The organism is Mesorhizobium helmanticense, from assembly GCF_003034915.1.
GTDB lineage: Bacteria > Pseudomonadota > Alphaproteobacteria > Rhizobiales > Rhizobiaceae > Mesorhizobium > Mesorhizobium helmanticense.
Genome location: NZ_PZJX01000141.1, coordinates 1 through 248, shown reverse-complemented (window position 1 = coordinate 248; position 248 = coordinate 1). Strand labels below are relative to the sequence as shown.

Here is a 248-nt window from a genome sequence, read left to right as displayed (position 1 = left end):
GCAGAGGGCGGCAGCGTCCTCGCCGGAGGCGGCGTGGTGGGTTTCGGCCAGCAATTGATGAACGAGGGTCTCAGCCTGGGAAATATCGCCGGCCTTGCTAACGAGACGATCGCCTTGGCCAAGGAACATGCCGGCGACGAACTCGTGGACGAGGTCCTCAATTCCATTCCCGGCCTTCCCCAGTTCGCCTGATCAGCAGCAGCCGGGTGGCGTACGATGTCGTGCGCCCGTCTCGGCCCTCTTGCGCA

Annotated in this window: 1 pseudogene; it reads left to right on the top strand. The window is 64.5% G+C overall.

Features of this window, described 5'->3' with window-relative positions:
- Window positions 1-192, top strand: a pseudogene (locus tag C9427_RS34370) (hypothetical protein); the annotation flags it as partial.
- Window positions 193-248 lie beyond the last annotated feature (56 nt).